Source organism: Streptomyces sp. A18 (genome assembly GCF_059026065.1).
On the sequence record NZ_JBWLKL010000020.1, the window covers coordinates 76514 to 99342 of the forward strand.

General features: G+C 71.3%; 19 protein-coding genes. 9 read left to right on the forward strand and 10 right to left on the reverse strand.

What is annotated here, in order from left to right:
* Positions 1-229 precede the first annotated feature (229 nt).
* The 4 genes from AC5P1C_RS27060 to AC5P1C_RS27075 all read left to right on the forward strand — a co-directional run bounded on the left by AC5P1C_RS27060 (position 230) and on the right by AC5P1C_RS27075 (position 4529).
* A complete protein-coding gene (locus AC5P1C_RS27060) occupies positions 230-1180 on the forward strand; it encodes an ABC transporter ATP-binding protein (protein WP_493868534.1) in 951 nt (316 codons plus the stop codon).
* The gene (locus AC5P1C_RS27065) at positions 1177-2157 is read left to right on the forward strand and encodes an ABC-2 membrane transporter-related protein (protein WP_493868535.1); all 981 of its coding nucleotides are present in this window, start codon (positions 1177-1179) and stop codon (positions 2155-2157) included. The genes AC5P1C_RS27060 and AC5P1C_RS27065 overlap by 4 nt, the downstream gene beginning before the upstream one ends.
* 48 nt (positions 2158-2205) lie before the next feature.
* On the forward strand, positions 2206-2610 hold the full coding sequence (locus AC5P1C_RS27070; RefSeq protein ID WP_493868536.1) for a GntR family transcriptional regulator: 405 nt from the start codon (positions 2206-2208) through the stop codon (positions 2608-2610).
* A gap of 122 nt (positions 2611-2732) precedes the next feature.
* Positions 2733-4529 carry an acyl-CoA dehydrogenase gene (locus AC5P1C_RS27075; RefSeq protein ID WP_493868537.1) on the forward strand — a complete coding sequence of 599 codons (1797 nt, stop codon included), beginning with the start codon at positions 2733-2735 and terminating at the stop codon, positions 4527-4529.
* Here AC5P1C_RS27075 and AC5P1C_RS27080 read toward each other — a convergent pair.
* The 4 genes from AC5P1C_RS27080 to AC5P1C_RS27095 form a co-directional block, all read right to left on the reverse strand.
* Entirely contained in the window at positions 4471-5124 is a 654-nt protein-coding gene (locus tag AC5P1C_RS27080; protein WP_493868538.1) for a DUF6629 family protein, read from the reverse strand. The two genes, AC5P1C_RS27075 and AC5P1C_RS27080, sit on opposite strands and share 59 nt — an antisense overlap.
* Before the next feature lie 55 nt (positions 5125-5179).
* On the reverse strand, positions 5180-6583 hold the full coding sequence (locus AC5P1C_RS27085) for an FAD-binding oxidoreductase (protein ID WP_493868539.1): 1404 nt from the start codon (positions 6581-6583) through the stop codon (positions 5180-5182).
* 123 nt (positions 6584-6706) lie between these two features.
* Entirely contained in the window at positions 6707-9310 is a 2604-nt protein-coding gene (locus tag AC5P1C_RS27090) for an ATP-binding protein (RefSeq protein WP_493868540.1), read from the reverse strand.
* 54 nt (positions 9311-9364) lie between these two features.
* A complete protein-coding gene (locus tag AC5P1C_RS27095) occupies positions 9365-9958 on the reverse strand; it encodes a hypothetical protein (RefSeq protein ID WP_493868541.1) in 594 nt (197 codons plus the stop codon).
* 183 nt (positions 9959-10141) lie between these two features.
* On the opposite strand from AC5P1C_RS27095, the gene AC5P1C_RS27100 reads away from it, so the two are divergent.
* Together AC5P1C_RS27100 and AC5P1C_RS27105 are read left to right on the forward strand one after the other, a co-directional pair.
* Positions 10142-11266 (forward strand): NADH:flavin oxidoreductase, encoded by a 1125-nt coding sequence (locus tag AC5P1C_RS27100; protein WP_493868542.1) that lies wholly within the window; start codon positions 10142-10144, stop codon positions 11264-11266.
* Between the two features lie 136 nt (positions 11267-11402).
* Positions 11403-12020 (forward strand): CGNR zinc finger domain-containing protein, encoded by a 618-nt coding sequence (locus AC5P1C_RS27105; RefSeq protein ID WP_493868543.1) that lies wholly within the window; start codon positions 11403-11405, stop codon positions 12018-12020.
* A gap of 40 nt (positions 12021-12060) precedes the next feature.
* Here AC5P1C_RS27105 and AC5P1C_RS27110 read toward each other — a convergent pair whose 3' ends face one another.
* A complete protein-coding gene (locus AC5P1C_RS27110) occupies positions 12061-13335 on the reverse strand; it encodes an MFS transporter (RefSeq protein ID WP_493868544.1) in 1275 nt (424 codons plus the stop codon).
* The gene (locus tag AC5P1C_RS27115; RefSeq protein WP_493868545.1) at positions 13335-13961 is read right to left on the reverse strand and encodes a winged helix-turn-helix domain-containing protein; all 627 of its coding nucleotides are present in this window, start codon (positions 13959-13961) and stop codon (positions 13335-13337) included. The genes AC5P1C_RS27110 and AC5P1C_RS27115 overlap by 1 nt, the downstream gene beginning before the upstream one ends.
* A 168-nt stretch (positions 13962-14129) precedes the next feature.
* On the opposite strand from AC5P1C_RS27115, the gene AC5P1C_RS27120 reads away from it, so the two are divergent.
* Positions 14130-15782 carry a GMC oxidoreductase gene (locus AC5P1C_RS27120; protein ID WP_493868546.1) on the forward strand — a complete coding sequence of 551 codons (1653 nt, stop codon included), beginning with the start codon at positions 14130-14132 and terminating at the stop codon, positions 15780-15782.
* An 84-nt stretch (positions 15783-15866) separates the two neighbouring features.
* Here AC5P1C_RS27120 and AC5P1C_RS27125 read toward each other — a convergent pair whose 3' ends face one another.
* The 4 genes from AC5P1C_RS27125 to AC5P1C_RS27140 all read right to left on the reverse strand — a co-directional run bounded on the left by AC5P1C_RS27125 (position 15867) and on the right by AC5P1C_RS27140 (position 18804).
* The gene (locus AC5P1C_RS27125) at positions 15867-16346 is read right to left on the reverse strand and encodes a carboxymuconolactone decarboxylase family protein (protein WP_493868596.1); all 480 of its coding nucleotides are present in this window, start codon (positions 16344-16346) and stop codon (positions 15867-15869) included.
* 5 nt (positions 16347-16351) lie between these two features.
* Positions 16352-17431 carry an NAD(P)H-dependent amine dehydrogenase family protein gene (locus tag AC5P1C_RS27130; protein ID WP_493868547.1) on the reverse strand — a complete coding sequence of 360 codons (1080 nt, stop codon included), beginning with the start codon at positions 17429-17431 and terminating at the stop codon, positions 16352-16354.
* 103 nt (positions 17432-17534) lie between these two features.
* The gene (locus AC5P1C_RS27135) at positions 17535-18050 is read right to left on the reverse strand and encodes a lytic polysaccharide monooxygenase auxiliary activity family 9 protein (RefSeq protein WP_493868548.1); all 516 of its coding nucleotides are present in this window, start codon (positions 18048-18050) and stop codon (positions 17535-17537) included.
* 208 nt (positions 18051-18258) lie between these two features.
* Positions 18259-18804, reverse strand: a complete 546-nt coding sequence (locus tag AC5P1C_RS27140; protein ID WP_493868549.1) for a nitrobindin family protein — start codon at positions 18802-18804, stop codon at positions 18259-18261.
* 159 nt (positions 18805-18963) lie between these two features.
* Here AC5P1C_RS27140 and AC5P1C_RS27145 point away from each other — a divergent pair, with 159 nt between their 5' ends.
* Both AC5P1C_RS27145 and AC5P1C_RS27150 read left to right on the forward strand, forming a co-directional pair.
* Positions 18964-20658, forward strand: a complete 1695-nt coding sequence (locus tag AC5P1C_RS27145) for an ABC transporter ATP-binding protein (RefSeq protein ID WP_493868550.1) — start codon at positions 18964-18966, stop codon at positions 20656-20658.
* Between the two features lie 77 nt (positions 20659-20735).
* On the forward strand, positions 20736-22592 hold the full coding sequence (locus AC5P1C_RS27150; RefSeq protein WP_493868597.1) for an ABC transporter ATP-binding protein: 1857 nt from the start codon (positions 20736-20738) through the stop codon (positions 22590-22592).
* The last annotated feature ends 237 nt before the right edge of the window (positions 22593-22829 follow it).

A 22829-nucleotide genomic window follows, 5' to 3' on the forward strand; every position in this document is an offset into this window, starting at 1 on the left:
AGTTCGCCGATGAGGTACGACGTCGTGTACGTGATGTCGCCGATCCAGAGCGAGAGCATCAGCACCCAGCGCCCGTCCCCCTCAGGTAGCAGCGCCGGGCATTCCGGGTGCGGAGCCGCCGTACGCGCGGGAACTGCGCCCCGGCACCCCCAGAGCGGTTTGACAGGTTCGTGGCGTGCAGATCATTATTCCATTAATTGTTTAATGGAATCGAGAGAGGCGTGCGCACATGACCCTTGCCGACCCCACCGAGGCCGGCGGCCCTCGGAGCGCGCCCGCGCTCGAGGCCCGCGGTCTCGGCAAGCGTTATCGTCGCGGCTGGGCGCTGCGTGACTGCTCCTTCCAGCTGCCCGCCGGACGGATCTGCGGCCTCGTCGGCCCCAACGGCGCGGGAAAGAGCACCCTGTTGGGGCTCGCGACCCGCCTGGTGAACGCGACCGAGGGCGAACTGCGCGTCTTCGGAGTGCCGGTGGGCGATCCCGCCGCGATGCCCCGCTACGCCTTCCTCTCGCAGGACAAGCCGCTGTTCAAGCGGTTCACCGTGGCCGAGACGCTGCGGCTTGGCAGCGAGCTCAACCCGGGCTGGGACATGGCCGCCGCCGAGCGGATCGTGCGCGCCGGCGACGTCCCGCTGAACGCCAAGGTCGGCACGCTCTCCGGCGGTCAGCGCACCCGCGTCGCCTTCGCGCTCGCCTTCGGCAAGCGGCCCGATCTGCTGCTGCTCGACGAGCCGATGGCCGACCTCGACCCGCTGGCCCGGGACGAGATGGGCTCCCTGCTGATGTCCGAGGCCGTCGAGCGCGGCACGACGGTGGTGATGTCCTCGCACATGCTGGCCGAGCTGGAGGACATGTGCGACTTCCTCCTGGTGGTCGCCGGCGGCCGGATCCGGATGGCCGGTGACACCGATGAACTGGTCCCGGCCCACGCCCTGGTGACCGGTCTCGCCCCCGATGGCAAGCCGCCGGCGGATCTCGCCCCGCACGAAGTGGTCGAATTCCGCGTCCAGGGACGCCAGTTCCGCGCCCTCCTGCGCCCGAACGGCCCGCTGGCCCCGGACTGGGAGGTCACCGAGCCGAGCCTGGAGGAAGTCCTGCTCGCCCACCTCCGCTCGCCGGACGCCGAGCCGCTGTTCACGCGTGACGCACGCATCGAGACCGAGGGGATCGCCGCCGCATGAGCACCACCCTGACCGAGCCGCCGCGCACCGGGCAGTCCGCGAAGAAGCCGGGCCTGCTGCACGGGCTCACCTGGCTCGTCCTGCGCCAGCACCGCACCACGACATGGATCATCGTCGGCCTGGTCGTGCTCGGCGCGGCCGCCATCGTCTACGAACGCGGCGCGCTCGCCGACATGCTCGCCGCGCGCGGCTGGCCGGACAAGGACGTCAGCCTGATGTCGGCCCCGGACAGCTACGAGTACATCGCCCAGGCACTGGGCGCCCTGCCCGTCGTACTCGCCGTCTTCCTCGGAGCCCCGCTGATCGCGAGCGACCAGGAACACGGCACCGCACACCTGGTCACCACGCAGTCGGTGCCGCGCCGCCGCTGGCTCGCGGCCAAGCTGGTCTGGTGCCTGTCACTGGTCCTGGTGGCCACCGTCGCCCTCGCCACGCTGTTCTTCTGGTGGTGGGAGCCCTACCGCGACGTCCTCCTCTCGGAGTGGCTCTCGGGCTCGGTGTTCGACAACACGGGCGCCATGCTGACGGCGCTCTCCCTCTTCCTCACCACCAGCGGCATCGCGATCGGCATGCTGCTGCGCAGGGTGCTCCCCGCCATGCTGGCCACGTTCTTCTTCGCTCTGGTCGTCGAGGTGGCCTGGGGCGAGTTCCGTGACCGCCTCGCCACCCCGCGCCTGATCACGTGGCCGCTGAACGGCGACACGCCCGCCATCGTCAACAGCAGCAGCGCCGTGGAGACGGACCGCTGGATCGGCACCGCGGACGGGCAGCTGTACGGGTGGGGCATGTGCGCCAAGCAGACCGAGAAGGCCTCCGACGCCTGCGTCAAGGATCACGGCATCGTCAACAACGTGGTCGAGTACTTCCACTACGACCAGATGCCGGGCATGCAGTGGACCGGTGCGGCCCTGCTGCTCGGCGGCACCGCCGCCGTGGCCCTCTTCGTCCTGTGGTGGGCCTCCCGGCGGCCCCTGTAGACCGGGACAAGGCGACGGATACGTAAAGTGGCCGCAAACGAGCAGAGGGTGGAGACAGTGGTCCAGTTCCGCATCGACCGGCGCAGCGGTGTGGCCACGTACCTCCAGATCGTGCGCCAGGTCGAACAGGCCCTGCGCATGGGGGCGTTGGTGGAGGGCGACCGGCTGCCTACGGCCGCGCAGGTCGCCGCGGCCACGAAGGTCAACCCGAACACGACGCTCAAGGCCTATCGCGAGCTGGAGCGGGCGGGCCTCGCCGAGGTCCGCCAAGGAGCCGGCACCTTCATCACCCGCTCCCTCGCGAGCCCTCAGGCGGGTCCCGACTCCCCGCTGCAGGCCGCCCTCGCCGAGTGGATGCGCCAGGCGCGGTCCGAGGGGCTCACCGGGCAGGACGTCACGGCTCTGTTCGAGGCCGTGCACGCGGTCACCTTCCAGGCGGAGCCGCAGAACTGAGCCCGCCGGCGGGGGGTCATGGGGGCGGCACTCGACAAACCCCATAAGCAACCGCTTAGTATCGGGTGTGCGGGGCTCCCTGCCCCGGGACCGGTCCCGCCGTCACCGCCTGGAGAATCCGCATGGCATCCCTGCTCCTTTCCCGCCGCGATCTCGAGTTCCTGCTGTACGAGTGGCTCGACGTGCCCGCGCTCACCGGCAGGGAGCGCTACGCGGACCACTCCCGCGAGACCTTTGACGCCGCGCTCGAACTGAGCGAGCAGATCGCCACGCGGCACTTCGCGCCGCACAACAAGAAGAGCGACGCCCAGGAGCCCACCTTCGACGGTGAGCGCGTGCACGTGATCCCCGAGGTCAAGGAGGCGCTGCGGGTCTTCGGGGACTCCGGGCTCCTGGCCAGTGCCATGGATCACGAGATCGGCGGCGGCCAGCTGCCCGCCGTGGTGGCGCAGGCCTGCTTCGCGTGGTTCCAGGCGGCGAACGTCGGTACCGCCGCGTACCCGTTCCTGACCATGGGCAACGCCAATCTGCTCCTGGCGCACGCGTCGAAGGAGCAGATCGAGACCTTCGTACGCCCCATGGTGGAGGGCCGCTTCCTGGGCACGATGTGTCTGTCGGAGCCGCAGGCCGGTTCCTCGCTCGCCGACGTGCGCACGCGGGCCGAGGAGCAGGCGGACGGGACGTACCGCCTCTTCGGGAACAAGATGTGGATCTCCGGCGGCGAGCACGAGCTCTCGGAGAACATCGTGCATCTGGTCCTCGCGCGCATCCCCGGCGGCCCGCCCGGCGTGAAGGGGCTCTCGCTGTTCATCGTGCCCAAGGTCCTGATCGGGGACGACGGTGCGCTCGGTGAGCGCAATGACGTCGTGCTCGCGGGCCTCAACCACAAGATGGGCTACCGGGGCACCACGAACACGCTGCTGAACTTCGGCGAGGGCGCCCACCGGCCCGGCGGTGAGCCCGGCGCGGTCGGTCACCTCGTCGGTGAGGCGAACCACGGCCTCGCGTACATGTTCCACATGATGAACGAGGCCAGGATCGGTGTGGGCCTGGGCGCCACCGCGCTCGGCTACACCGGCTATCTGCACGCCCTGGACTACGCGCGCACCCGCCCGCAGGGACGTCCACCGGCCGCCAAGGACCCCGCCTCGCCGCAGGTCCCGATCATCGAGCACGCCGACGTACGCAGGATGCTGCTCGCCCAGAAGGCGTACGTGGAGGGCGCGTTGGCGCTCAACCTGTACTGCGGGCGGCTGCTCGACGAGCAGCACACCGGCACGTCGCCGCAGGCGCGCGACGAGGCGAAGCTGCTGCTCGACGTGCTCACCCCCATCGCCAAGAGCTGGCCGTCGCAGTGGTGCCTGGAGGCCAACAACCTGGCGATCCAGGTGCACGGCGGCTACGGCTACACGCGCGAGTACAACGTCGAGCAGTTCTACCGCGACAACCGCCTCAACCCCATCCACGAGGGCACGCACGGCATCCACGGCCTCGATCTGCTCGGCCGCAAAGTCGTCATGGACGACGGTGCGGGGCTGCGGCTCCTCGGCGAGCGCATCACGCGGACGAGCGCCCGTGCCGCCGCGGCGGGTGGTGCCGCGGCCGGGTACGGGCGTGCGCTCGCCGCGTCCATGGCGCGTGCGGTCGACGTGACCCGGCGGCTCTGGTCGAACGGTGACCCGCGGACGGCGCTCGCCAACGCGAGCGTCTACCTCGAAGCGGTCGGGCATGTGGTCGTGGCCTGGATGTGGCTGGAGCAGCTGCTCGCGGCCGAGGCGGGCACCGAGGATGTCCACGCGGGCAAGCGCGGTGCCTGCCAGTACTTCTTCCACCATGAACTGCCCAAGACGGAGGCCCAGTTCACGCTTCTGGAGAGCCTGGACCGGACGGCACTCGAACTGGACGAGAACGCCTTCTGACCCAGAGGTACAAGGCCACCGAGCACATCGCCGCGAACGCGCACCACGTCGAGATGTACTCCTGCCGCCACAGCACCACGCACACCGCCGCCCCGACGGCGACCAGGACGCCGAAGAGGACCAGGCCCCGGTCGCCGGAGAGGAGCAGGGAGCCGATGGTGGCGACGAGATATCCGGCGACGATCAGCTCCGTATGGGGCAGGCCGAGCGAGTACCCGACCGTGTGGCCGCGGATCTCGGCGGTCACGGTGCGGGTCGCCAGGTAGTACGAGAGCGCCGCCGCCGTCGCCATCCCCGCCGCGAGCGGGACCATCAGTCGGCGGCGCGCGCTCGGCGGGGCCGCGCACAGCACCCCCACTGGCATCCACAGCGCGAGCAGCGGCATGGCGATCACGGCCCAGGCGACGGTGGCGGGGCCGGTGCCGCCATGGCCCCGCCAGACCTCGGACTCGATGATCTGGTGGGCGCCGAGCAGCAGCGGGAGCGCGGCGAGGGGCAGGTCGCGGGGCCGCCCGGCGGCCCGGACCACGGAGGCGACCCCCACGGCGGAGATCACCGTGCCCGCCACGAGATCGGCCGTCGCGCTCCAGCACATGGCTGCCACGCTACGGCCCGCGCCGCCGCGGGGCGCGGCGGGCGGACCGCCGGGGTCACGCGGGACCGCGCGGGTCGGGCTCGATGTTCTGGTTGAGGCGGAAGACGTTGTCCGGGTCGTACACGGCCTTGACGCGGGCCAGTCGGGCGTAGTTGTCGCGGTAGCTCGCCCGTACGCGTTCCTGCCCCTCGTCCATCATCATGTTCACGTAGGCGCCGCCCGCCGAGTACGGGTGCAGGGCGTCGAAGTAGTCGACGGTCCAGCGCTTGATGAGGTCGGCGCCCGCCGGGTCTGTGTCCACTCCCGCGTAGACGCAGGCCCAGCGCGCGCCGCGGTAGCTCCAGGCGGTGTCCGTGGAGCCGTGGTCGTGGGCGGCGCCGTCGATGGGGTACAGGTGCATCGTCGACTTCATGGTCGGCGCGTCGGGGCCGAACTTGGCGTGCAGCGCGACGGCGTCGTCCGGGATCGTGTCGACGAAGTCCGCGCGCCAGTACCACTGGTCGCCGGGCGGGTAGAGGCCGTCGAACATGGACTGGAGCACGGGGTGCGGCATCGGGGACACGGCGTGCAGGAGCGGGTCGGGCAGCACGCCGAGCAGGGGAGCCATCGCGTGGGTCGCCGCTGCGGGGTCGTCGGTGGTGTGGCACCACACGACGCCGCAGACCTTGCGCAGATGGAGGCTCTCGGGGAACGGCGGGGCCGGGGGCACGGTGCCGTACATGAAGAAGCCGTTCACCTCGCGCGGCGCCTGGGGCAGGAAGTCCCGGTAGGCGGCGAGGACTTCGGCGCCCTGTTCGGCCGGCCAGAAGGTGGGCCCCGCGACGACCGTGCTCAGCTCGTGGAGCCGGAAGAGGAAGGACGTGACGACGCCGAAGTTGCCGCCGCCTCCGCGGATGGCCCAGTAGAGGTCGGCGTTTTCCTTCGCGCTCGCCCGCACCTGGCGGCCGTCGGACAGGACGAGTTCCGCCTCAAGGACGTTGTCGATGCTCAGTCCGAACCTGCGGGTGAGGTGGCCGAGACCGCCGCCGAGGGTGAGGCCCCCGACGCCGGTCGTGGAGATGATGCCGCTCGGTGTGGCCAGGCCGTGCTCGTGCGTGGCGCGGTCCACCTCGCCCCAGACGCAGCCGCCGCCGACCCGCGCCGTGCGGGCCTTCGCGTCGACCTCGATCGCCTTGAGCGGTGACAGGTCGGCGACCACACCGCCGTCGACGGTGCCGAGGCCCGCTCCGTGGTGGCCGCCGCCGCGGACCGCCAGCGGCAGGCCGTGGGCGCGGGCGAAGCCGATGACGCGGGAGACGTCGGCGGCGTCGGCGCAGCGGGCGACGAGCGCGGGGCGCTTGTCGGCCATCGCGTTGTAGACGGCGCGCGCCGCGTCGTACCCGGCGTCTTCTGGGCCCGTCAACTCCCCTTTGAACCCTGCTAGTTCGTGACGTGCTGCCTGTGCGGGCGTCATGGACATGTGCTCCCCCGTGTTGGATTGGCGCATCCGATGCTGGACTGGTGGAACCGATCCGCCCGTTCTAGTGCCGCCCGTGACGCACCGATATCCGTGCCCACCACCCAGCTCGCGTCCGGCGGTTGCCTACTTTTCGCAGCCGATCTCGACCCCCAGCTGCGCGGCGCGCGCGGCGACGTCGCGCCGGGTGCGGGCGCCGAGCTTCTCCAGGACCGCACGGACGTGGTTGTCGACCGTGCGCACCGACAGATAGAGCCGGGCCGCGATCTCGAAGTTGGTCAGGCCCTCCGCAAGGAGCCGCCCGACCTGCAGCTGGCGGCCGGTGAGGCCCGCCGGGTTGCTGCGGGTCGCCGCGTGCGGGCCGCGCGGGATCCGGGCGACGCCGAGGGTGCGCAGTTCGGCCCGGACGATCCGGGCCAGGGGTTCGGCACCGAGAGCGTCGAGGCCGGCGAGCGCGGTGAGCTTGTCCGCCGGGTCCGGGCTCTGGGCGAGGGCTGCGGCGTACTCGTAGGGGCAGCCCGCCGCCCGCCAGGCGTCGGCGGCCTGACGCCACTGTCCGGCGGCCTGCAGGGCGTACGGGTGGCCCGAGTCGCCCGCGGTCACCGGGTGCCCCGCTCTGGCGAGCCAGTGGCCGAGCTCCGCCCGGTACGGCGTCGCGGCCAGGGAGCGCGCTTGCGCGTACAGGGGGCCGACGGCGTCGATCACGGCCGCGTGTTCACCGCGCAGCCAGGCGGCTTCGGCTCGTGCCGCCGCGACCGGGGCGGTGCGCTGGAGCTCACGGGTCCGCGCGGCGACCTCCCAGGCCCGTCCGAGGAGTTCGTCGCCGCCTTCGGCGCCGCGTCGGATCCGTATGCGCGCCAGGACGGTCAGGGCGGGGCAGCGCGCGGGCGGGAACTCGTAGGTGTCACCGGACTCGGCGTGCTTCTCCGCGTCGTCCCACTTCCCCGCGGCGAACTGCCGTAGCGCGAGCTCCACTTGGAGGTAGCGCAGGAACCCCAGGTGCTCGGTGCGATCCGCGAACTCCATGGCGGGCCGCAGGAAGTGGTCCGCCTCGGTGAACCGGAGGTTCTCCAAGAGCGTCCAGATGACGTTGGCGTAGGCGCGGCAGGCGTGCTCGGCCTCGTCCGCCTTCAGGGCGACGGCCAGGCTCTCCTCCAACTGCGGTCGCCCCAGCGGGTCGCCGCCGCGCCAGCGGGCCGTGCCCACGTTGTTCAGCGCATGCGAGAGGATCGCCGCGTCGCCCGTACGCCGGGCCAGGGTGATGGCGCGCTCGCCGTACCCGACGGCCTCGGCGTACCGGTCGGAGAGCATGCGCAGCTGAGAGGTGTTGCTGAGCGCGAGCGCCAAGAGCCGTTCGTCCCCGGCCTGTTCGAGTACGTCGATGGCCTCCCGCGCGGCCTCCTGTGCCGCGTCCGCGTCGCCCGCCCACCAGTGGATCCGCGAGAGCCAGCGCAGATCGGCGCCGAGCGCGCGCAGATCGCCGAGGGAGCGGCGCAGGGCGACGGCTTCCCGCTGGGCGCTGACGGCGGCCGGGGAGTCGGCGATGGTGTAGCTCTCGATCGCGAACCGCTCCAGGAGGTCGGCGAGTTCGGCGGGGCCGTAGCGTTCGCGCCGGCGCAGGACGAGCCGCAGCTGGGCGGCGGACTCGCGGTGCGCGCCGGTGCGCGCGGCGTCCCTGGCCGCGTCGGGGCCGTACCGCGCGATGGCGTCCTGGTCGCCCGCCTGGGCGGCGTGGTGGACGATGCGCGAGGAGTCCGCGCCGGGCTGTGCGACCAGGACGGCGAGCACCCTCCGGTTGAGTTCGATGCGCCGCGCGGCGGGCAGCGAGTCGGCGATGGCCCGCCGGATGATCTCGTGCCGGAACGCCACGCGCTCCGGGGACACGACCAGCAGGCCGCGCCGTTCCGCCGAGGTCAACTGGCATACGCCGTGCGGCAGTAGCGCGTCGGCGAGGTTCCTCTCGGCCGCCGACGGCACCACGGCGAGCTGTTCGAGCGCGTCGCGCGCGGCGTCGTCGAGGCCGCGCAGCCTGGCCAGGACGGCGTCGACCACGGTCGGCGGCACGTCCCCGGTACCGCCCGCCGCGACGACCTCGGCGACGTAGAAGGGGTTGCCCGACGTCACGGCGTACACCTGCGCGGGATCGAGGCGGCTCGCCGCGCTCAGGGTGCGCACCGCGTTCCGCGAGAGCCGGGGCAGGGGGACGCGGTGCACGCGCGCCGCCTGCGAAACCTGGCCCAGGAGGTGCCGCAGGGGGTGCTCGCGGCTCAACTCGTCGTCACGGTAGGTCAGCACAAGGACCGCGGGCATCCGGTCCACACGGCGTACCAGGAACCGCAGCGCGTCGAGTGAGGCCTCGTCCGCCCAGTGCACGTCCTCTACGACCAGGACCGTCGGATGCGGCGGTCCGCACAGCTCCGCCCGCAGCGCGTCGTACACCCGGCGCCGGTCGCCGCCCTCGGTCACCGCCTGCGCAAGCTCGGCCCGCACGCTGCCGACCAGGTCGCGGAAGGGGCCGAGCGGCCGCCGCGTCGCGAGGTCGTCGCACTGCCCGACCAGCACTCTGGCCTGCGCGGACAGCACACCCGGCAGGGCCTTCACGAGGCTCGACTTGCCGATCCCCGCCTCACCGAAGACGAGCGCCACCGAACCCGCACCGTCGGCCGCTTCCCGCGCGGCGGCGGTCAGTCGAGCCAGCTCAAGATCCCGCTCGAGGATCCCCCCGTCCACGCGGAAGATTCTCCCACGCGACCCCTGATTTCCGTCGCTCGTAGGGCAGTTCGGTCAGTGCCTGCCGCCGGCCCGCAGATGGCCGAGCACCAGCTGCCCACGCGGCGAGAGCCGGTATCCCGTCTCCAGGGACTCGGTGAGACCGCGCTCCTTGAGCTTGCGTACGTCCGCCTTGAAGGGCAGTCTCTCCCGGCCCACCTGAGCGGCCAACTCCGCGGCCCGCACGGCTGGTTGATCGTGGATCAGCTCAAGGAGCCGCGCGGTCCATGGCCCACGTCGGCTCCGGGCGTCCATGCGGCCGAGCTCCGCGACGATCTCGTCGAGTTCCGCGGGGGACACGTCCGTGTCCTGCCGCAGCCGGATCCGCGGATCGTCACCGGCGACACGGACCCCGATGCGGTAGAGCCGCCGGTCCTCGCCCCGCCGCTGATCGGCGAGCAGCCGCTCCCGGTCGGCGAACCCCGCCCGGCGTGCGTCGCGGTCGGTGACCGCCGACTCGGGGACGGCCTCCACCTCGCCGATCGCCAGCACGCCGACTGCGGTCCGCAGCGCGGTACCGGGCCGCACGGCAGGTCTGCGCCAGCTCCGGAAGGCGAGATCGATCTCTCCGGACGCGATGCCGACGAGTACGTCGTGTGTGAACAGCAACGCCGACTCCGATCATGGGCGATGCCCCCCTGCCCGACCCCTCCATTGTCGCCCCCGTCGCCCCCTCCGTCGCCCCGCGCCGCCTCGCCATGGAACCCTCCGCCGAGCGACATGAGTAAAGCGCGTACGCTTACGTCATCGATCGCACATCGATCGGGCCCTCATCACCTGCCAGGAGGACGCATGACCTCGGCGTCGCAGACCGCGCGCACCCCCCAGACCCTCGACCGCCCCTTCAGCGTCGGCAGCCTCACCCTGCCCAACCGCATCGTGATGGCACCCATGACCAGGGAGTTCTCGCCGGGCGGCGTGCCGGGCGCGGACGTGGCGGAGTATTACGCCCGCCGTGCCGCCGCCGGTGTCGGCCTGATCATCACCGAGGGGACATACGTCGACCACGCATCGGCCGGTTCGAGCGACCGGGTCCCGCGCTTCCACGGGGACGACGCCCTCGAAGGCTGGCGCAAGGTGGCCGACGCCGTGCACGCGGCGGGCGGGAAGATCATTCCGCAGCTGTGGCACGTCGGCGTCACGCGCGACGAGGGCCAGGGCCCCGTCCCGTCCGCTCCCCCGGCGGGCCCCTCCGGGATCGGCCTCGACGGGCAGCCCAAGGGCAGCGCGCTGACGTCCGACGACCTCGACGACGTGATCCGGGCGTTCGCGGACGCCGCGGCGGCAGCCGAGCGCATCGGCTTCGACGGCGTCGAACTGCACGGCGCGCACGGCTACTTGATCGACCAGTTCCTGTGGGAGCGCACCAACCGCCGCACGGACGGCTACGGCGGAGACATCGAGGCCCGCAGCCGGTTCGCCACCGAGCTCGTCGCCGCCGTACGCGCCGCCGTCTCGCCCGACTTCCCCGTCTTCTTCCGGCTCTCGCAGTGGAAGGGCAGTGTCTACGACGCACAGCTCGCCGAGTCCCCCGAGGAGCTTGAGCGCCTGCTCACGCCGCTGGTGAACGCGGGTGTCGACGTGCTGCACGCCTCCACCCGCCGCTACTGGCTGCCCGAGTTCGAGGGCAGCGACCTCAACCTCGCCGGCTGGGTCAAGAAGCTGTCGGGCAAGCCCGTGGTCACCGTGGGCTCGGTCGGCCTCGACCAGGAGTTCATCGGCCCGCAGGGCTGGGCGGCGCCGTCCGCGTCCACCGGCATCGAGCTGCTGATCGACCGCATGGAGCGTGACGAGTTCGACCTGGTGGCGGTGGGGCGCGCCCTGATCGCCGACCCTGAGTGGGCGGCCAAGGCCCTGGAGAACCGCCTCGGCGACGCGCTGCCCTTCGACAAGTCGCTCCTGAAGAGCCTGGCCTGAACGACGGCCGACCGGGTACGGTCCACGGCGACGCGCAGCCGTGGACCGTACCCCCGCCGACACGAGGGAGCACCGGTATGCCGACGTCAGCTAACGCCGTACGCTACTGTCGCCCGCGGTCGCGTAAGATGTCCGCATGACCTGGCCTGCCACCGAGCGCTACTTCCCCACCGCCGTCCCCGGCGGCCTGGGGCTCGTGCAGGACATCCTGAACACCGCGCCCTCCGGCGGTGACCCCGATGCCGATCTCCTCGGTGACGTGGCCGCCGCCCAGGGATGGGTCTCCGTGGCGCTGCCCACCTGGGCCGAGAAGACGGGGCGCACGGCGGTGCGGCTCACGCTCACCGAAGAGGACCTGCCCAAGCTGCGTCAGCTGCGCGAACAGCTGCGCCGGGCGCTGCTTTCCCGGTGCGGCACGGCGAGCGGCGAGACCGCCCGCTTCACCTCCTGCGCCCTCCAGGTCAATCTGCACGGCGACGCGGCCCTGACCACCGAGCCCGAGGGCGAGGGCTGGCGCTGGCTGACCTCCGCCGTGCTGTGCGAGGCGCTGCTCGCCCAGACCACCGGAGAGTGGCGCCGCCTGAAGATCTGCCGCAACGAACGCTGCGCCACGGCGTTCTACGACCGCTCCCGCAACAACAGCGGCGTCTGGCACTCCACCCGCGACTGCGGAAACGCCGCGAACCTGCGCGCCTCGCGCCAACGCCGCCGCGCGGGCGCCGAGGCGGATCCGACACCGGACGCCCAGGCGTAAGCGGTCAACTGCCGTACTCCACCAAGAACTCCAGGGTGCGCTAAGCCGGTGTCCGGTCAGGGACGGCATCCTGCTCGGCGGGCTCCGGCAGCTCCCGGGTGCCCGGGACGGGCGAGGGCAGGAGCCACAGCACCGCGAGGACCGCGCCGACGGTGCCGATCCAGAGTGTGGGGCGCAGCCCGATGGCCGTACCGAGCATGCCTCCGAGCAGGGCACCCAGGGGCCGGAAGCCATGGTTCAGGGTGCGGAAGGCGCCCATGACACGTGAGCGGATGGCGTGCGGGATCAGCACCATCTGGAGTGACGCGGAGGCGATGTCGATGACCATCACGCCTACGCAGCTGAGGAATTCGGCGGCGAAGAGCAGGGCGACGACCAGCGGCAACGGGCCGTCGGCGAGCGGCACGAGGAGCAAGGGCAGGGTGAAACCGACGGAGCCGCAGAGGATCGAGGGCCCGATGCCGAAGCGCCGCACGATCCTCCCGCTGCACGCCGCGCCGATCAGTCCGCCGACGGCGCCCGCGCTCAGGATCGCGCCGAGGACGCCCGCGCTCAGGCCGAGTTCGACCGTCACGTACAGCACGAAGAGCGTGTGGAACATGTAGTTGAAGAACTGGATGGTCCCGGACCACGCGAACAGCGCCCGCATGGAAGGCTCCTTGACCAACCATCGCAGGCCCGCCGTGAAGTGACCCTTGCCGACGGGCTCGGGCACGGGCTCGACGGGATCGATCCGGGCGAGGAAGCGGGCCGACACGAGATAGGTGAAGGCGTCGGCGAGCAGGGCGAAGGGGGCAGTGAGGAACTGCACGAGCAGCCCGCCGACTCCGGGACCCGCGAGCCAGGACATCGAACGGCTGCCGTTGACCAGTGAGTTGGCCTGCACATAGCGCTCGGCCGGCACCAGCGCCACGAACAGGGTGTTGTTGCAGGCGTCGAAGAGCACCGTCAGCGCGCCGACCGCGAACGCCGTCGCGTAGAGCTGCCCGAGCGTGAGCACATCGAGCAGGTACGCGACCGGAAGCGTCACGAGCAGCGCCGCGCGGGCCAGGTCGGCGGCGATCATCGCGCGCCGCCGCCTGGCCTGCCGGTCGGCCCAGGCTCCCAGCGGCAGATTGAGGAGCAGGGTGGGCAGCAGCTCGGCCGCCTTGAGCCAGCCCATCTCGGCGGCGTCGGCGCCGAGGACGAGTACGGCGGCGAGCGGGATGGCGATCAGGGAGATCTCGCCGCCGATGAGGGAGACGGTCTGCCCGGTCCAGTAGCGCCGGAAGGTCCGCTCGCGCAGCAGGCCGGGTATCCGCTCCAGGACTTTCATCACTCGGCCTCCGGGACTTCTTCGGGGATCTCCCGGTCGACGAAGGCGAGCCGCAGCACGCTCACGGGACGCGCGCCGTCGGGCCGCGGGCCAGGGTCGGTCTCGCGGTCCTCGTAGGGCTTGAGGAGCGCGTCCATGCGCTCGCCGATGGCGGTCAGTTCCTCCGGGGTGAGATGGACGAACGTGTCACTGAACTGCTCGGCCTCGCGCCAGGCGCGCGGCAGCAGGTGCCGTTGCTCCATGGCCCGCGTGGCGCGGTCGAAGTACCGCTCGGCTACCGCCGCGCTCAGCGCGTCCGAGGCCTCGGCGACGGAGGGGTCCTCGCTGTAGCCGGGCCAGTCGGTGAACCGGGCTGTGGCCTGCCACGGCTTCTGACGCCCCCGGCCGCCGGGCGCCTCTTCGACGAGCCCGTACTTCGCGAGTATCCGCAGGTGGTACGAGCAACTGGCCACGGACTCCCCGGTCAGCTCGGCGGCCCGGGTGGCCGTGAACGGCCCGCTCCGCCGCAGCAGGCCGACCAGGGACATGCGTGTGGGATGCGCGTAGGCCCGCAGGGCGCGGGGGTCGGTGAGGTGCAGGCTGCGGGGCGGGGTGGCGCCCTGGTCTGGATCAGGGGTCTCCGACATGATGTAAAGGTATCTTTAGAAAGATTCCTTTACAAGGGTTCCTTTACAAGCCTCTCGAACGCCGCACAGGTACAAGATCGGACAGAAGTTACCTCTAGGTATGCAGTGACTTAATGCGCTATTAGCAGTAGAACTCGTTCCCATTCCTACGAGAGTGAGGAACGTCACATGAGTGGCATCACCACGTGTAATACCAACCCAGAGGGCGTCTCAAGGCGAAGATTCATCGCTGGAACTGGTTCTATTCTGGGAGCCGTCACCCTCTCCGCCCAGGCCGTCCCCGCCTCCGCCCAGGCAGAGCCCGCCGCCGCGGCGGCCGGGCCCATCGGTGACGGGGCCCGCGTCCCCGTCCTGGTGATCGGCACCGGGTACGGCGGCTCCGTCGCCGCCCTGCGCCTCGCCCAGGCGGGCGTCGACGTCCACATGATCGAGATGGGCATGGCCTGGGACACCCCCGGCTCCGACGGCAAGATCTTCGCCCACACGACCTCGCCCGACCGCCGCTCCTACTGGCTGCGCACCAGGACCAAGCAGCCCCTGAGCAACTTCCTCGGTTTCCCGCTCGACAAGGACATCCCCCGCTACACGGGCATCCTCGACGCGGAGGAGATGGGCGGGATCATCGTCTACCAGGGCCGCGGCGTCGGCGGCGGCTCCCTGGTCAACGGCGGCATGGCGGTCACGCCCAAGCGCGAGAACTTCGGCACCATCCTCCCGTCGGTCAATGCCGACGAGATGTACGCGACCTACTATCCGCGCGCCAACGCCGGTCTCGGCGTCAGCACCATCGACCCGGCCTGGTTCGACAGCGTCGACTGCTACCAGTACTCGCGCGTCGGCCGTAAGCACGCCCAGCGTTCCGGCTTCCCGTTCGTCTTCGTTCCCGGTGTCTACGACTGGGACTACATGAAGCAGGAAGCGGCCGGAACGGTCCCCAAGTCGGCGGTCGCCGGCGAGATCCTCTACGGCAACAACTACGGCAAGAAGTCCCTCCAGAAGACCTACATCGCGAAGGCCACCGCGACCGGCAAGGTCACCATCTCCCCGCTGCACAAGGTCACCACGGTCTCCCCCGCGTCCGGCGGCGGCTACACCGTCGTCATCGAGCAGCTCGACACCGGCGGCACCACGACCGCCACCAAGTCCGTGACCGCGGACAGGGTGTTCTTCGCGGCCGGCAGCGTCGGCACCAGCAAACTACTGGTCAAACTGAAGGCCACCGGCGCGCTGCCCCGGCTCAACGGGGAGATCGGCAAGGGCTGGGGCGACAACGGCAACGTCATGTGCGGGCGCGCCAACCACATGTGGGACGCGACCGGCAAGGTCCAGTCGTCCATCCCCACGGCCGGCATCGACAACTGGGCGGCCGGTGGCGCGTTCGCCGAGGTCGCACCGCTGCCCACCGGGATCGAGACCTACGCGTCGTTCTACCTCTCGATCACCAAGAACCCGAACCGGGCCGCGTTCACCTGGAACGCCGCGGCGAACAAGGTGGAGCTGAACTGGCAGACGGCCTGGAAGCAGCCATCCATCGACGCCGCCAAGACCATCTTCGACAAGATCAACGCCAAGGAGGGAACGATCTACCGCACCGATCTGTTCGGCACGTACAAGATCTGGGGCGACCACCTCACGTACCACCCGCTCGGCGGCGCCATCCTGAACAAGGCCACCGACAACTACGGCCGTCTGCACGGCCATCCGGGCCTGTACGTCATCGACGGTGCGCTGATCCCCGGCAACACGAGCGTCAACCCGTTCGTCACCATCACGGCGCTCGCCGAACGCAACATCGAGGAGATCATCGCCGCCGACCTGTAGCACCTTGTGGCTAACTGCACTTGTTCCTATGTCAGCTGACAACTGACGCCTGTCAGCTGCAACTGTTCCCTGCAGCAACTCCCCTCAGTGCCCGGGGAGTACACACACCGCGTCGAGGCCGAGCACGTGGTTGAGCCGGCCGAACGCCAGCCAGGAACCGATGCTCATGCTCAGTTCCACGATCTCCTGCTGGCTGTAGTGCGCGGTCATCCGCGTCCAGAACTCCTCGTCGAGGCCGTGGTGATCCAGGGCGTACCGCTCGGCGTACTCGGCGGCCAGGCGTGTCCGGTCGTCGAAGGCGTCGGTGGTGCGCCACTGGGTCACCGCCTCGGCGAACTCCTCCTCGACCTTCTGCCCCTCGCGTTCGGTCCGCCAGTCGAGGCAGAACAGGCACCCGTTGATCTGCGCGATCCGCAGCCGCGCGGCCTCGAACTCCCGCAGTCCCAGGGTCGTGTGCTCGTAGACCGACAGCGAGAAGTTCGCGGCGGCCATGCCGATCCCGGGCACCATCTCGCCCCACACGTACCCGATCGGCTCCTGCCCCTCGGGGATGTCGATGTGCATCGCGTTCATGTCGTGCTCCTTGTGAGCTTGCCGGTGGCGGGGCGCAGCGGGACGTCGAGCGCGTCGTAGATTCCGGGCTTCGCGTCCACGAGCCAGTCGATGGCGCCGACCAGTCGGCCGACCGCGGTGGCGTTGCCGCCCGCTGACCGGTTCTCGCCCTCGTCGGAGGCCTCGACCGTGACCTCGATGCGCGGGCGGCCCTCGATGACGACCCGGTGCGCTCCCGTGCCGTCGGGCGGCGTCGGCCAGTCCGGTGCGCAGGACGGGTGGATGCGGGTGATGTGCTCGATGACGATGCGGGGTTCGCCCCCGACGATGCCCTGCACCTCGAACCGCACCGCCCCCTGGGTGCCCGCCTCGAACTCGCCCATCGTCCGCGTGGTCACCGAGGTGTCGAGCGCGCGCCGCTCCAACGTCTCGCGGATGTCGTCGAGTTCGGCGCCGAGCGCCCTGGCCATCAGCCGGATCTGACCGCCCCACACCATGGTCGGTACGGTCTCGGCGAGCATCAGGGGCTGGTAGTCCATCGGGTGCCCCATGCCGATCAGGTGGCGTACGGAGTCCTCCTGGTCGTACGTGGAGTAGTCGAAGATCTCCTGGCAGCGGATCGCGTCGACGGTGCTGCCCAATCCGCTGATCAGCAGCGGCAGTACGTCGTTGCCCCACCCGGGGTCGACGCCGGACACGAACAGGGAGCCGCCGCCGTCCGCGACGGCGGCGGCCAGCGGATCCCGCAGCTCGGGCGGGGCGTTGCGCTGGTCGTAGAGCGCGTACAGGGCGGGGGTGACGACGACGGCTCCGGCCCGGATCGCCCGGCCGACGTCGTCGAGGGCCTCGTCGGGGCGGATGTCGCCGGACGCCGCGTACACCACGGCCTGGGGCGATGCCGCGAGGACGGTGTCGATGTCGTCGGTGGCCGTGACGCCCAACTGCCCCTCGATACCGGCGAGATCGGCCGCGTCGCGGCCGATCTTGTCGCGGCTGTGGACGAGCACGGCCGTGAGCTTCAGCGCCGGGTGGGCGTCGACGGCACGTATGGCCGCTCGGCCGACATTTCCGGTACCCCAGACAACCGTGGAAATCATGCGGCGGAGGGTAACCAGAGGGCGTATCAGTTCATAGGGCCATGACCGGAGAGATTTCCATCAAGGGCGCGCGCCGCCTGGACGCCCTCCCTGGACGCCCTCCCTAGCGGATGTTCACGTCGATGCACGCGTAGAAGGCGTTCGACGTGTCGCCGATGTTCCAGACCGCGAGCACCTTGTGCCTGCCGGTGAAGTTGCCGAGGTTGACCTGGTGCGAGACGGTGGCCGGCGGCTGCTGGTTGCCGCCGTCGATCGTCGCGACCTTCGTACCGTCGACGAAGTACTCGTAGTTCGCGGTCCGGTGCCGTGCGGTGAACGTCCAGGTGAAGGTCTGCGTCCTGCTGACGTCGCTGACCCGCCACCCCTTGCTGTCGTCGTTCAGCTCCGCGAAGCGGGCGTTGCCGCCGTTGCAGCTGCGCAGGCCCTTGGGTCCCTCGACGCTCTGCGGTTCCCACTTGATGTCGCCGCACGCGACCGTGCCGGCGGCGCACTGCGCCTGCCGGCTGGCCGGTGCGTTGACGTATCCGTGCGCGCTCGCCGAACCCGTCGGCAGCGTGAGTGCGAGGACCGGCGCGAGACCCGCACCGATCATCGCGGCCAACTTCCGCTTCCTGTGCATGCGTAACTCCTTCACGGCGCTGTTAGTGGGGGTGTGCGTGAAGTGCCTGTGCGGGTCGCGCGACGTACTTGAGTGGGGGCGTACGTGAGTGGGGGTGTACGTGACTCGGGTCGGCGTGCGTGAAGCGCTGGGGCCAGATTTCCTCGATGGCTGATTAGTCCAGACCATAGACTTCGGCGGGCCCCGGTCAAGGCCACTTTCGGGCCACCTACGATCCCGTGCGGCGCAGCCGTGCCGAGAGGTGGTGCTGCAGCGGTCGGCCGACCGCCTCCAGGTCGTGGACGAAGGTGAGTTGCCCCTCGTCCGTGAGCGTGTAGCGGCGGCGGGTGGCCTTGACCTCCTTGGCGGTGGGGGTACGTGCCACCTCGCTGGTGGAGAGGTCGATCGTGTTGCCGGTCGCCTGGCCCACCGCGATCTCCGCGATGCCGGTGGGCTGCGTGATCAGGGCCTCGACCCGGCCGTCGGGCTGCAGCCGCCACCAGCCACTCTCCCGGGCGGACGGCCGCAGCGGGGCGTCGTCGGCGTCGAGGAGCCAGGCTCGGGCCTCGTAGCGCAGGAAGGGGCGGCCGTCGTGGCTGAAGGTGACCTCTTGGGCGTACGTGAAATCCGACTCCAGGGTCGGGTACTCGCCCTGCCCCCGGCCGTGCCAGGTACCCAGGAGGCCGAGCACGGGCGCGAGCAGCGCGTGCGGTGCCGGTGCCTCGTCCGGTCGGTGACCGTCGGGGTACGGGTGCTCCGGTGCGGGGTCGAACACGGTGGGCGCTCCAGGGGTAGTGGTCAAGGCCAGGTAGTCAAGGCCAGACGGAAGCCTAGGGGCCCGCGCTTCCACTCCCACCCGTGGGCGTCACCACGGCGAGTCCACTTAGGCTACCCTCACTAAGATTTTCGTTGTCCGGCCCTGGAGGGGTGGCGGGTGAGTTCTACAAGTCCGTCGGGGCGGGACGTCCTGAGAGAGTCCATACGGGGGCAGCGGCGCGACGTCGGTGTCGGCGCGCTGCTCGGGTCCGGCCATCAGATAGGCGAGGCGCTTGTCCCCGTACTGATCGGCGTCGCGATCGACCGGGCCGTCACCGACTCCGACACCGGCGCCCTGCTCGTCTGCCTCGGCGTCCTCGCCGTCGGCTATGTGGCGCTCGCGCTGAGCTTCCGGTTCGGCGCCATGGCCGGTGAGCGGGCCGCCGCCCGCGCCGAGCACACGCTGCGCATCTCTCTCGTACGACGGATCCTCGACCCCGGCGGCGGCGCCGAGGAGGGCCGGCTGCCCGGCGCCCTGGCCAACATCGCCACCGAGGACGCCAAGCGGGTCGGTGCCGTCAATATGGCCGTGATGGCCGGGATCTCGGCACTGACCGGCATCCTCACCTGTGCCGTCGTCCTGCTGCGCATGTCTCTCACGCTCGGCCTCGTCGTGCTCCTCGGCACCCCGGTGCTCCTCTGGCTCGGGCATCTGCTGAGCAAGCCGCTGGAGAGCCGCAGCGAGGCCGAGCAGGAGCGGGCGGCGCACGCGTCGGCCGTCGCCGCCGACCTGGTGACGGGCCTGCGGATCCTCAAGGGCATCGGCGGCGAGTCGGCGGCCATCGCCCGCTACCGCACCACCAGCCGTGACTCCCTGGGGGCCACCCTGAAGGCGGCGCGCGCGCAGGCCTTCCAGAGCGGTGTGGTCCTCGCGCTGACCGGGTGCCTGATCGCCACCGTCGCCCTGGTCGGCGGCAGAATGGCCGCCCAGGGGGGCATCAGCCTGGGCGAGTTGGTGTCGGCGGTCGGCCTCGCGCTCTTCCTGATCGGCCCCCTGGAGACGCTGGCCTGGGTCAACGCGGAGTTCGCCCAGGGCCGTGCGTCGGCCGGCCGGATCGCGGAGGTCGTCGCCACCGCGCCCACCGTCACCGCCGGAGACCGGAGCCTGCCCCAGCCGGTGCGCGGCGCGGTGCGGCTCGACGGCGTACGGCACGGCGGGCTGCGCGGCGTGGACCTTGACGTGGCGCCCGGCGAACTGCTCGGCGTGGTCGCGACCGACCCCGCGCACGCCACCGACCTGCTGCGCTGCCTGGCCCGGCGGACCGACCCCGACACCGGGACCGTCGCACTGGACGGCATACCCCTGCGGGACCTCGACCCGGCCGAGCTGCGCACGGCGCTGCTCGTCGCCGATCACGACGCGGACCTCTTCGCGGGCACCGTCCGCGAGAACGTCACGGCCGCCGCCCCCGACGGCACCGACCCGGAACAGGCGATGGCCGCCGCCGGAGTGGCACAGGTCGCCCAGACCCTGCCGGACGGCGAGGACACATCGGTCGGCGAGCGCGGCCACTCGCTCTCGGGCGGGCAGCGCCAACGCGTCGCCCTGGCCCGTGCGCTCGCGGCCGAGCGGCCCGTCCTCGTGGTCCACGATCCGACCACCGCCGTCGACGCCGTGACCGAGGCCCGCATCGCGGCCGGCCTCCGCGAGATCCGCAAGGGCCGCACGACGATCCTGGTGACCACGAGTCCCGCTCTGCTCTCCGTCACCGACCGGGTAGTGCTCCTGGACCAAGGACGGGTCACCGACACGGCGACGCACGCTGATCTGATCCAGCGTCATGAGGCCTACTGCACGGCGGTGTTGGCATGAACGAGAACCCCTCCGACATAAACGCGAGCTCCCCCGACGGCACGAGCTCCTCCCACATGAACGGGGCCTCCCCCGGCATGAACGGGGCTTCCCCCGAGCCGCATCCGGACACCCGCGAACTGCTCCCCACCGCCACCGCGCCCCGCACCCGCGCCGCCGTCCGCGAGCTGGTGCGTCCGCACCGCGGCCTGGCCTTCGGCGGCTTCGCGGTAATGGTGGCGGCGACCGGCATCGGGCTCCTCGTCCAGCCGATCCTCGGCCGGATCGTGGACCTGGTGGCCGACCAGCGCCCGCCGGGGGACCTCACGCTGCCCGTCGTCCTGCTGGTCCTGGTCGCCCTAGCGCACGGCGGGACCACCTCGCTCGGTCTGTCGCTCGTCTCCCGGCTCGGCGAGACCGTGCTCGCGCAGCTGCGCGAGCGGTTCGTGGAGAAGGCCCTGCGACTGCCTCTCGAGCAGGTGGAGAAGGCCGGGGCGGGAGACCTCACCGCCCGCGTCACCCGGGACGTGTCGGTGGTGGGCGAGGCGGTGCGCAGCGCCCTGCCCGAGCTGGCCCGTTCCCTGCTCGCCATCTTCCTGACGCTGGCCGCGATGGCGGCGCTCGACTGGCGCTTCCTGGTCGCGGCTCTCCTCGCGGTGCCCGTCCAGGCCTCCACCGCCCGCTGGTACGTACGCCACGCCGTTCCGCTCTACGCCCAGCAGCGCATCGCCACCGGGGCACAGCAGCAGCAGTTGCTGGACACCATCGCCGGCGCGGGCACGGTGCGGGGATTCCGCATCGAGGAGGAGCACACCGAGCGGGTGACCCGGCGTTCGGCCACCGCGGTCGCGCTGAAGATGCGCGGCATACGGCTGGTCCTGGACTTCTACAACCGCCTGCACGTCGCCGAGTACACCGGCCTCGCAGCCGTCCTCGTCACCGGCTTCTACCTGGTCCGCGCGGACTCGGTGTCCATCGGCACCGCGACCGCCGCCGCGCTCTACTTCCACAGCCTGTTCGCCCCGGTCAACTCCGCACTCGTACTCCTCGACGACGCGCAGTCGGCCACGGCCTCGCTCGCCCGCCTGGTCGGGGTCGCCGACGAGCCGACCCCCGAACCCGGTGGCACGCGGGCGGCGCAGCCGCGGGAGCCCGGTGCGGAGCCGGACGGCACCGTCACGGTCATCGGCATCGACCACGCGTACGTACCCGGCCGTCCCGTCCTGCGACACGTGGACCTCACGCTCCGGGCCGGGGAACGGGTGGCGCTGGTCGGCCCGAGCGGCGCGGGCAAGACCACCCTGGCCAAGCTCATCGCCGGGGTGCACCAGGCGACCTCGGGCTCGGTGCACCTGACCGGGACCCCCGGCCGTGGCAGCGGTCTGCCGGTGGCCCTTGTCACCCAGGAGACACACGTCTTCGCCGGGCCGCTGGCGGACGACCTGCGCCTCGCCCACCCCGAGGCCACCGACGACGAGCTGCGCACGGCGCTGACCGACGTCGAGGCGCTGGAGTGGGCCGAGGCGCTGCCCGACGGCCTGGACACGGTCGTGGGCGACGGGGGCCACCGCCTCACCTCCGCCCAGGTCCAGCAACTCGCCCTGGCCCGGCTGATGCTGGCCGACCCGCCGGTGGCCGTCCTTGACGAGGCGACGGCCGAGGCGGGCAGCACCGGCGCGCGGCTCCTGGAGAAGGCGGCAGGGCGTGCGGTCGAGGGACGCACCGCGCTCGTGGTCGCCCACCGGCTCACCCAGGCCGCGACCGCGGACCGGATCGTCGTCATGGAGGGCGGCCGGATCGTGGAGAGCGGCACCCACGACGAACTGCGGGAGGGATCCGGGCCCTACGCCTCCCTGTGGAAGGCGTGGTCCGGCACCCGCACGGCGACCGCCAAGCCCTCCACGCACCACTCCGACTCCGACTCCGACTCCACCACTGTGGAGGACGACGACTGACGCTCGGCGCTCCCGGACGCGCGGAACGCCTCGCCACAGCGCTCGCCTCCGCGTCGAGGCCGAGTTCAAGACCGCGGCCGCGAAGAACCCCGCGTTCCCCGATTCCACTGCCGTGACGGCCACTCCGTACGAGGGAATCTTCGCCTTCGGCAGGCAGGGCCCCGCCCCCTGGACACCGACGCGATCGTGGCGACACCGCGACGAAGGTGGAGCAGCACGGCGGTAGCCAGTGAACGT